The sequence below is a fragment of the Wolbachia endosymbiont of Diaphorina citri genome (assembly GCF_013096535.2).
Taxonomy (GTDB): Bacteria; Pseudomonadota; Alphaproteobacteria; order Rickettsiales; family Anaplasmataceae; genus Wolbachia.
Genome location: NZ_CP051265.2, coordinates 551,019 through 561,802 on the forward strand (window position 1 = coordinate 551,019; position 10,784 = coordinate 561,802).

10 protein-coding genes are annotated in these 10,784 nt (G+C 33.6%); 3 read left to right on the top strand and 7 right to left on the bottom strand.

Translation table 11 applies throughout. From position 1 onward, the window contains the following. Positions 1–23: 23 nt before the first annotated feature. Positions 24–1,994, top strand: a complete 1,971-nt coding sequence (locus HGO49_RS02435) for an acetyl-CoA carboxylase biotin carboxylase subunit (protein ID WP_017532145.1) — start codon at positions 24–26, stop codon at positions 1,992–1,994. Here HGO49_RS02435 and HGO49_RS02440 read toward each other — a convergent pair. The 6 genes from HGO49_RS02440 to HGO49_RS02465 are packed head-to-tail and all read right to left on the bottom strand — an operon-like array spanning position 1,977 to position 6,522. Beyond that, positions 1,977–2,966, bottom strand: a complete 990-nt coding sequence (locus HGO49_RS02440; protein ID WP_017532146.1) for a COX15/CtaA family protein — start codon at positions 2,964–2,966, stop codon at positions 1,977–1,979. The genes HGO49_RS02435 and HGO49_RS02440 overlap by 18 nt on opposite strands. Then, positions 2,948–4,537 carry a glycosyltransferase family 2 protein gene (locus HGO49_RS02445; protein WP_017532147.1) on the bottom strand — a complete coding sequence of 530 codons (1,590 nt, stop codon included), beginning with the start codon at positions 4,535–4,537 and terminating at the stop codon, positions 2,948–2,950. Before HGO49_RS02445 ends, HGO49_RS02440 begins: the two co-directional genes overlap by 19 nt. 5 nt (positions 4,538–4,542) lie before the next feature. Continuing rightward, positions 4,543–5,019, bottom strand: a complete 477-nt coding sequence (locus HGO49_RS02450; RefSeq protein WP_017532148.1) for a F0F1 ATP synthase subunit B family protein — start codon at positions 5,017–5,019, stop codon at positions 4,543–4,545. 7 nt (positions 5,020–5,026) lie between these two features. Then, a complete protein-coding gene (locus tag HGO49_RS02455) occupies positions 5,027–5,506 on the bottom strand; it encodes a F0F1 ATP synthase subunit B family protein (RefSeq protein ID WP_017532149.1) in 480 nt (159 codons plus the stop codon). A 3-nt stretch (positions 5,507–5,509) separates the two neighbouring features. Further along, positions 5,510–5,737, bottom strand: coding sequence for a F0F1 ATP synthase subunit C (locus tag HGO49_RS02460; protein ID WP_006014985.1), 228 nt, complete (start codon positions 5,735–5,737; stop codon positions 5,510–5,512). A 59-nt stretch (positions 5,738–5,796) separates the two neighbouring features. Further along, a complete protein-coding gene (locus tag HGO49_RS02465; protein ID WP_015587920.1) occupies positions 5,797–6,522 on the bottom strand; it encodes a F0F1 ATP synthase subunit A in 726 nt (241 codons plus the stop codon). A gap of 216 nt (positions 6,523–6,738) precedes the next feature. On the opposite strand from HGO49_RS02465, the gene HGO49_RS02470 reads away from it, so the two are divergent. Next, a complete protein-coding gene (locus tag HGO49_RS02470) occupies positions 6,739–7,008 on the top strand; it encodes a hypothetical protein (RefSeq protein WP_010402566.1) in 270 nt (89 codons plus the stop codon). A 110-nt stretch (positions 7,009–7,118) separates the two neighbouring features. Further along, positions 7,119–9,458: a phenylalanine--tRNA ligase subunit beta gene (gene pheT, locus HGO49_RS02475; RefSeq protein ID WP_017532150.1), complete on the top strand. Its 2,340-nt coding sequence runs from the start codon at positions 7,119–7,121 to the stop codon at positions 9,456–9,458. 67 nt (positions 9,459–9,525) lie between these two features. Here the strand turns inward: pheT and HGO49_RS02480 are convergent, their stop codons facing one another. Beyond that, positions 9,526–10,764: an IS256 family transposase gene (locus tag HGO49_RS02480; protein WP_172758362.1), complete on the bottom strand. Its 1,239-nt coding sequence runs from the start codon at positions 10,762–10,764 to the stop codon at positions 9,526–9,528. Positions 10,765–10,784 lie beyond the last annotated feature (20 nt).

Sequence of the window (10,784 nt, forward strand, 5' to 3'; positions counted from 1 at the left end):
ACTTAAGAAAGTATACTTATAAGATGATAAGAAAGAAGTATAGTAAGATTTTAGTAGCGAACAGAGGGGAGATTGCCTGCAGAATAATCAAAACTGCGCACAAGATGGGCATATCTTGTGTGTCTGTGTACTCAGATGCAGATGCAAATTCTGTGCATGTAAAGCAAGCAGATGAGTCAAGGCACATTGGCCCTTCGCCTGCTTATCTTAGTTACTTAAATATCGAAAAAATATGCGAAGTAGCAGTTGAAACAGGTGCCGAGGCGGTTCATCCTGGCTATGGGTTTTTAGCAGAAAATCCAGATTTTCCCCGTGCTCTGGAAAAACATAACATAGATTTCATTGGTCCAAGTGCAGAAACAATAGAAGTTACAGCCAATAAAATAACGGCAAAAGAAGAGGCAAGAAAAGCTGGAGTAAATGTAGTGCCAGGATATATGGGTAAGATCGAAGATGCTGCCCACGCAGCCATCGTTGCTGAAGAGATTGGTTTTCCCGTTATGCTCAAAGCTGCATCAGGTGGTGGTGGCAAAGGAATGCGAATTGTATATTCCAAAAAAGAAATTGAACTAGCATTTACATCAGCAACAAATGAAGCAGAGAAAAGTTTTAAAGATGGCAGTATTTTTATAGAGAAATATATAGAGCTGCCAAGACACATTGAAATACAAATCATAGCAGATAAATACGGCAATATAGTGTGTCTTGGGGAGAGAGAGTGCTCGGTACAGAGGAATAACCAGAAAATAATAGAAGAAACACCAAGCCCATTTATTAGTGAAGAAGTAAGACAAAAAATGTATGCTCAATGTGTTTCTTTGGCAAAGCAAGTTGATTATTTTTCAGCAGGTACTGTCGAGTTTGTTGTAGATAAGAACCAAAACTTCTATTTTCTTGAGGTAAATACGAGATTACAAGTTGAGCATCCAGTAACAGAATTTGTCACTGGAATAGATATAGTGGAAGAGATGATCAGAATTTCTTGCGGAGAAAAATTAAGATTTGGTCAGAATGATATTAAACTTATTGGCTCTGCAATAGAAAGCAGAATTTGCGCTGAAGATCCATCAAAGAAATTTTTTCCTTCCAGCGGAAGAATCAAATATTACGACAAACCGGATGATGTAAGAATAGATGATGGAGTAGCTAGCGGTTCAGAAATCAGCATGTTCTACGACTCAATGATTGCAAAAATTATAACCTATGGAAAAGATAGAATAGAAGCAATCAGCAGAATGCAAAAAGCATTGTCTAAATGTTATATAGAAGGAGTAACAAATAATATAGAATTTCTAGAATCCATCTTCCATAATCCAAATTTTATTGCAGCAAAGCTCCACACAAGATTCATTCCAAATCATTATCCTGGTGGGTTTCAAGGCGATCTTATTACAGAAGAATATATTAAAATATTTATCTTTACTGCACTGTATGTTCACTTAGAAAATGAGGGAAAGTATTACAGTAAGTCAACAGACGAAGCATTCATAGTGAAAATAGATGACAATGAGTACTCCGTAAATGCAAAGTATCAAGATAACACATTAACAACAGTATATAACCACAATAAATACTCCGTGGTGGGTAAGTGGAAATCAAGTTACAGATTACTATATATCACAATTAATGATGATACCAATATAGCACTTAAAATAGAAAGGCAAGGCAGCAAATACTTTATAAGACACGCAGGTATGAAAGCTAAATGTTGTGTATTGAAACCTCATGTAGCTGAACTAAGCAAATTAATGCTAAACAACAAAACAGAAGGGATTTCAGTAGACGCTGTAAAATCTCCAATATCCGGTTTATTGGTTAAATTACACGTCAATGCTGGAGATCAGGTAGAGGTAGGACAACCTCTATTTGTTGTAGAGGCAATGAAAATGGAAAATATAATATGTGCTGAATCAGAAATGGTGATAAAAAATATCCCTGTTAAAGAAGGAAAAAATATACATGCTGGTGATTTGGTATTAGATCTGGTTTCTTAAATAACATAAGCAGTATAAACTTGACCCGAATAAGATAAACGAAAACATTTGATGGGCTATAGCAATGGCCATTGGTATATGCAGCAACAAAGTTACTACTCCTAAAATTACCTGAATGATGACGGAGAGTAGCATAATATATACTGGTTTTACACTGGCATTTTTTATTGTGAGTATTGCTGTCAGAACTAATATCAGCAATGCCAATGCCCGGTGTATGAATTGCACTGTTACTCTATTTTCAAAGATATTTAGCCAAGCAGGCTGTAAGTAAAATAAATCTTCCGGAACAATTTGTCCATCCATCAGTGGAAAGGTATTATAAATTAAACCAGCATTTAGCCCTGCAACAAATGCACCGAAGATTATTTGTACTGTCACTAGGATTAAAATTATCCATATGTAACATGTACTAACCTTAAGTTTAGTTTGCCTTGGTTTGACTTGGTAATCAAAAAATTGATACGACAATAATGCAAAAATAACCAATGCAAGCAGTAAGTGAAGTGCGAGCTTATAGTGACTAACATGAGGATTAGATACCAAACCGCTTTTTACCATATACCAACCAGCAAAAGCTTGTAAAATTCCAAATAATAGTGCTGTAGATAACCTTATTACTGCATTTTTAGGTATTCTTTTTTTTAGTGTAAAGTATATAAATGGTAAGATAAAAACTAAACCTGTCAGCCTTGCAATTAACCTGTGCACATATTCTATTAAGTATATGGTGCGAAACTCTTCCATACTCATACCATAATTAAATGCTTTATATTCAGGTGTAGCTTCATATTTTGATTTTTCTTTTAGCCAGTCTTGTTCACTCAGCGGTGGCAATGTTCCGGTAATTGGTTTCCATTCCGTGATTGACAATCCTGCTTTTGAAAGTCTGGTAAATCCACCAATTCCCACCATGCAAATCACCATGAGAGAGCAGAGAAAAAGCCAAATAGCTACAGGTTTTGCTTCCATAATCCATGCTGAGTTTTATTCCATTGCTGAGGGTGAATAACAAATTCCCACAAAGCGAGAAAAGCTGCAACGCTATGTAGTAGACTATAGACGGGAAAAAATATTGATACTATATAAAAATAAAAAGGCATTTTTTGTTGTCTGATAGCTATTATCAAAAAAATCAAGTTAATACCGTATACTATTATAAAATAATATAAGAATAATTCATTTAAAATTTGAGTCAGCACCAATGAAAGCAACAAAAAAGGAGTCATAAAAAACATCAAAGCTGAGGAACCAACAAAAAGGTTTAATAGCAAAATTCCTTTGAGTCCAGTGTGCTTAAAAAGTAATTTTATATTTTTTAAGTGAACAATGTAAGTTTGCATATAACCTTTAATCCAGCGTGCTCTTTGTTTGATCCAAGCAAACACAGTAGTTGGTGATTCTTCCAATGTTTCTGAATCAATAATCCTGGTTTTATATCCCATTTGCGCAAGTCTCAAACCAAGGTCAGCGTCTTCAGTGACATTGTAAGCATCCCAAAAAAGCACTTTCTTTAAAATTTCCACTGAAAAATGGTTACTGCTACCACCCAAAGGTATTGGCATGTTCATTTTTTGAAATCCAGGCAAAAAATATTGAAACCAGTTCATATACTCGAGAGAAAAGAATTTTGTAAGAAAATTGCAACCAAAGTTATAGTAATTTAATTTCGCCTGTACACAAGCCAACTTTTCGTCGCCCTTATTAAATTCAATTAGTGCTTTTTTTAACTGCAACGGATCTGGCTTGTCATCTGCATCATATATTACCACATACTTTCCTCTAGCAAAGCTCATAGCATAATTGCATGACTTAGCTTTTGTTTTAGGCAGAGAATGAGGCACTTTTATTACTTCAAAATACTGTGGTAAAGTGCATTTTTCTATAGCTGCCAACATTTCTTGATCATCGCTCTCTATCACAAGCTTTACATCTAATTTTGATTTTGGATAATCCAAACTTTCAATGCTCTTAATCAATTGCTTTATAACCGCATTCTCTTTAAAAGCAGGCAATAAAATAGTATATATAGGTTCATTCATCTTATCATAATCTGCTTTTTGGTTAGAAATTTTACGCAAGCCAAAAATTTTAGTTACAAATTTGAATAAAGAACTAGAACATCCGATTATAAATATCAACACCAAAGCAAAATATGCATATTTTTTTGTCAGTGTTAAAGTCGAAATCATAACAAAGAAAGAGGAAAAAAAGATTGAACTGAGCCTAATGCTTTTAGCTGAAAAATTAGGATTCTTATAATATAAGTAGTTACTTGCGAATTCTGAAATACCAAAGTGTGAGTTAAGAAGATTTAAAATCTGTTTGCTATCTACTTTTATCAATACATATTCAATACCGTAATGAGATTCGACCCAAAGGTTGATATCTTGGCTTATGTCTTCAACCATAAAAAAAGTAGTATCATTTAATTTTTGCCAAGGAATTATATTAAACCTATAGTAGAAAAGTTTCTCTTGTTCTTTGCATAAACTAGAATCAAATTTAATTTTTTCTACATTATCAGTTTGAAGTACAGGCATTAAACTTAATGCAACTTTTTGCTCAAGTCACGTGAAAACGAAGATATAACCTCACTACTACGCTTATCATCTTTACGTTCATGCATTATTTTTTTTACAGCATCAGCAGCTATACTCGCTGTGTTAGCTTGTAAATCCCCAAGAGCTTTTTCAACTTGGTCAGTAACTTTCTTCAAATTAGAATGGGAATTTTCATCTAACGTTTGATCGAGTTGCTGTCTATTATGCTTAATAATACTATTAGCCTTATCAAGTGCTTCATTCATCATTTTGTTAACTTCTGCATCTAATTTTTTGTATTTTTCAGAAGATTTTTTGTAATACTCCAACATATCTTTTCTGAATTTTTCAGTTTCTTCACTTAAAAACTTGCTTTTGTTACGTTTATTGTTAAGCGCGTTTTTTATTATCTTCCTTAGCAATTTATATGAGAGGATAAAACCTACTAAAAAAGCAAGGCTTATAACTAGTAATGTAGACATAAAAACCCTAAAATTCTTTGGATACCAAATCAGCAACAAATTCCTCTTCAATCTCAGAATTAGCTAACTTAGTATAGTAAATCAAAGCAATACTAGTAGCCATTTGTTTTAATTCACTAATATACTTAGATTTAAATTGTACTACCTTTTCTTCAACAAGTTTAATCATCTTCTTGTCTTCCTCTTCCAATATATCCTTAACATTCGCTCTCATTTCTTCTACTTGAGCAAATGCATCATCTATGATTTTTTTTGCCCGTACTCTAGCTTGATTTAAAGCTGCATTATACTTGGCAATTTGCTCTTCTGTAAGTCTTAAAAGGTGAATAGAACTATTAAATGAATCTAACACTTCTTTACTTCTAATGCTTATTATTTCATCTAACTTCGGTAAAAACAAACAACTCACTATAAAAAAAAGTGAAGAGAAAAAAATTAAAAACCAAAAAATTTGAGAAGAGAAAGTTGAAATATCAAGCTGTGGCATCTGTTAAGCAGCAAATATTAATAACATTGCAAGTACAAACGCAAGCAACCCCATGATTTCAACCATGGCAGCACCAATATAAACGTAACTTTTCATTTTACCTTCTGACTCAGGATTTCTCGCAATCCCATTTAACATAGCAGAGAAGATATTAGCTATACCTAAACCAGCACCGAGCATTCCAAATACAGCCAAACCAATTGCTATAAATTTTAAAGCCACTAAATCCATATATTACCTTTAACTATTTCTTTATAATATAATTGTAAAATATTCTGCAAGGAAGTCAATTACTTTACTGCATCTGACAAATATACACATGTTAATATAGTAAATATATAAGCTTGCAAAACTGCAACAAATACTTCAAATCCTATTAGTGCAATTATAAACAAAAAAGGTGCAGGTGTAAAAAATATGTTCATATTTACGACGAATCCTGCTATCACTTTGATGATTGTATGACCCGCAATCATATTTGCTGCAAGCCTTATTGATAAACTAATCGGTCTTACTAAATAAGCAAATAATTTAATAATGATGATTATAGGTGCAAGCCACGAAGGAGTTCCTTTTGGTAGCAATATACGTAAAAATTCTACTCCTCTTTCTTTAAACCCAACAATCGTTATATAAGTAAAAACCACCATTGATAAAGCGAAGGTAACTATCACATGACTTGTAACTGTGAAACTATAAGGAAGAACACCAACTAAATTACACGATAAAATGAAAATAAATACTGTAAATATCAAAGGAATGTGCTCCAAACCTTTGCTTCCAGTGTTACTTTCTATTATTGAAACAATAAAATCATATACATATTCAACTGCAGCTTGCAAATATCCTGGTATTACTGCACCTTTTCTTATTCCAAGGAGCAAAAACAGTACCATTAATATCACCGAGATCATCATAAAAAGAGATGAGTTGGTAAAGTTTATGTCATACCCAAATAATTTTGGTAGTTCTATTATTGTATATACTTTAAATTGTTCTAGCGGATTTAACGCCATTTTGACCCTGTATACTTAAACTGCAGCAGTAAATAAAGTATAAATTTTATAGAATAAAGTCAAGAATTAATATAAGGAGCTCTGTATTATTATAGCATTAACATATTAACAAAATATACAATTAAAATGCAAATTATAGTCAGCTACCAATCTTATTCTAAATTCTTGACTTAACATCTTATTTTAACTATAATTTAATTTTAATATGAGGCAATTATGAACGAAATAGATTTTACTAATCCACCTTTAAATTTAGAACAGGAATGTGGTAACGGGTACATCAAGTTTACAGATTATTCTTCTAACTCAGACACTGGTCTTTTCCACATGGCAGGTGAAATGCTAAATGAAAGCCATGATGTTATAGGAAATTTCACTGGTGATGCTTACATTTATAATTTCCATATAGATGATCACAATATGAACATTCAACTCTGCATGGAAATGGACTGCAAAGGTGATATAAAGAAAATTCTTTCTTTGTAGAAAGAGTAGGCTTCTCTGTTGTTTCTTGCAATATAGAAGCCACTTATTACAACAAACTTTAAAAACATCACATTTTACATTACAATGAATTTTTGTTTCTTGTTAGATAAATGAAGTTCACATTATCTTGGTTATTAGAGTACTTAGAAACCAATGCTAATTTAGAGGAAATTACTGATAAATTAACTCACATAGGGTTGGAAGTAGAGAATGTGATCGACAATTCCAGATTGGCCGGGTTTGTTGTTGCAGAAGTATTAGAAGTTGCACCTCATCCAAATGCTGATAAATTAAAATTATGTAGAGTAAATGATGGAAGTAAAGTTCTGCAGATAGTCTGCGGAGCAAAAAATGTTAAAGAAGGCATGAAGACTGTACTTGCATCTCTTGGTAGCACATTGCCAGAAAGCAACTTTACAATTAAGCCTACAAAAATAAGAGGAGTGCTAAGTGAAGGGATGCTCTGCTCTGCCTCTGAGCTTTCGCTGACTCAAGATGAAAGTGAAGGAATAATCGAGCTTTCTGATGATTATAAAACAGGAGATAAATTTTTCAATTGCGATCCTGTAATTGACATAAACATCACTCCAAACCGTGGAGATTGCTTAGGTGTTTATGGAATAGCACGTGATCTAGCAGCAACTGGAATTGGAACGTTAAAGACTTTAACCATTCCACAACTTACCGCTTCTATGAACTCACTAATAAACGTCAAAGTCATCGATGGGGAGAGTTTTATTAGTGGAGCATATATCACTAATGTAAAAAATAAAGAGAGTCCAAAATGGCTAAAAGATAGTCTGGAATCGATAGGAATGCGCTCCATTTCTGCAATAGTTGATATTACTAATTACATTATGATATCTTTCGGGCGCCCGATGCACGCGTATGATGCAAAAAAAATAGAAGGAGAGCTCATAGTACGCAAAGCAAATGACGAAGAAAAATTTATTGGTTTAAATGATAAAGAGTACTTATTAAACAAAGACATAAGAGTTATTTCTGATAATAAAAATGTTCATGCAATTGCTGGAATTATGGGCAGTAAGTACAGTGAATGCACTCTTGAGACTACTGATATCTTTTTAGAGTCTGCTTGGTTTGACCCCATCTCTATCACTAAATCTTCAAGGCAGCTAGGCATCTCCACAGACTCAAGTTACAGATTTGCACGTTCAATTGACCCTGAATTTACCCTTGATGGACTCAATCTTGCAGCCAAAATGATTTTGGATTTATGTGGCGGAGAAGTGTCAAGTGTAGTGTCTGCTGGCAATCTGAACAAGGCTGATACCAAGATAAATTTCGATTATCAAGATGTAAACAAACTTGGAAGTGTATCTGCATCACCTGATGAAGTATTCAATATTTTAACAAAATTAGGGTTTAGTATCGATAAAAAAACCGAAGGTAATTGGAATATACAAGTACCAAGCTGGAGACCAGACATAAAAATACCTGCTGACCTAGTTGAAGAGGCAGTAAGAATATACGGCTATGATAAAATAAAGGAAGAGCAACTAGCAGAAGACGTTACAGTAGAAGAAGAGACACAAGATGATTTGCGCATTTTAATGACAAGCAGAGGATTTCATGAAGTGATAACTTGGTCTTTTATGAGTGAATCAATAGCTGAAAAGTTTGGTTACTTGAATAAGTTATTCATTATCGATAATCCATTTAATAATAACTTCAATATAATGAGGCCAAGTGTCATACCAAATTTGTTGCAAGTCACTGCAGATAATATTGCTCACGGGATATCTGATCTCGCAATTTTTGAAATTGGACCAATTTATAATGGTGAGGCTCAGTTTAAGTACGTTTTAAGTGGAATTAGATCAGGAAATAATTCGCCGAAAAACCACTATAACACTGATAGAAAAGTAGATATTTTTGATGCAAAGGCTGACCTCATAACAGCTTTGGAACTTTTTAATGTCAATTGTGATAATTTAGCAATAGAGAGAGCAGAAAAAGAATATTATCACCCAGGAAAATCAGGCTCCTTATCTTTTAGAAGTAAAATAGTTGGTTATTTTGGAGAATTGCATCCGAGTATATTGGATTTTTTTAACATCAAACAAAAAATTGTAGGCTTTGAGTTGATATTAGAAAATATCGAAAATTTACCTATAAGTAGAAAAAAATTTATCGATTATAAATATCAAAGTGTAAAACGCGACTTTGCATTTATTGTAAATAAAGATGTAGCAGCAGGCAGTATAATCAATATGGTGAAAAAAAGCTCAGAGCTCATCACAGAAGTTTTGATATTTGATGTATATCATGGAAACAATATAGAATCGAATAAGATGTCTATAGCATTTTCAGTTACTTTCTGCTCTCCAACTCACACTTTAACTGAAGAGGAAATCCAAAAAGAATCAAATATGATAGTCAACTTAGTGTGTGAAAATACTGAAGGAACTTTGAGAGCTCATTATTAAGCCGTAATCGCCGTTTCCTGATTTTGGTGTGTCGAGGATGTTCAAAAAAGTGTGTCAAACCGAATTTTTAATTCAACTCAATCTTTAATCTACTAGGGAAAAAAATATCGAGTTGAGATATAGATAATGCCCAATCATGTACAGGCATCGTCCATTTCTCTTCCACCTTTCTTATAGCACAATATACCAGCTTGTACAAGGCATTTATGCTGGTGAATGCGCCTTTGGTCTTGGTAAATTTCCTAATTTGCCTGTGTAGCCCCTCGATGAGATTAGTGGTATAAATTAGCCTTCTAACAGGACCTGAATACTTGAAGTAACCAGATAAACTTTCCCAATTGTTCTGCCAAGATTTTACAACTAATGGATACTTTTCGCCCCATTTTTCCTCCAGCTCAAGCAAATAATTTTCTGCAATTTCTTTACTTGTAGCGCGGTATATTTTTTTTAAATCATTCATGAAAACTTTTACATCTTTGCTTGATACGTATTTCAGAGAGTTCCGTATTTGATGCACTACACATAGCTGTACTTCCACATTAGGAAATACGCTATTTATAGCTGCAGGAAAGCTTTTTAGGCCATCGACACAAGCTATCAAAATGTCTTCTATTCCTCTCTCTTTCAAGTCATTTAATACGCCTAACCAGAAGCTAGCTCCCTCGCTTTCTGCTAAGTAAAAACCCAGTACTTCTTTTCTGCCATTTTGGTCTATTCCTAATATGTTATACATGCACTTACTTACACAGCGACCGTCTTCTTTTACCTTAAAAAACATCCCATCCATAAATACTATTGGATACACTGATTGCAGTGGACGGCTACGCCATTCATTGATTATAGGTAGTAATTTATCTGTAATTCCAGATATCTCTGCTGCAGATATTTTATGGTCATAAATTTCTTCCACATATGATGCTATATCTCTGTATCCCACACCACTTGCAAACATGTTCAAGACCTTTGTTTCAAGTTCTGGATGTAGGCTTGTTTGCCTTTTTTTCACTATCTGTGGTTCAAAACTTCCCTCTCTGTCTCTTGGTGTCAATAGTTCAAATGAACCTGCACTTGTTTTCAAAGTTTTTCCATTCCTTCCGTTTCTACGATTGTTTTCTTCGCTTTCAGTAGATAAATGATGTTCTATTTCACCCTCCAAGCTTGCTTCAAGTAGCCTTTTTACAAATGGCGTTAATGCACCATCTTTTCCCATTAATGGTCTACCTTCTCGTATAGACGACAAGATATTTGTTTCTAATTCTTTATAATCTACCAAACCAGTAGTTCTATCTGCTATTCTTTGACTCATGTCAAACCTCCATTTTTATC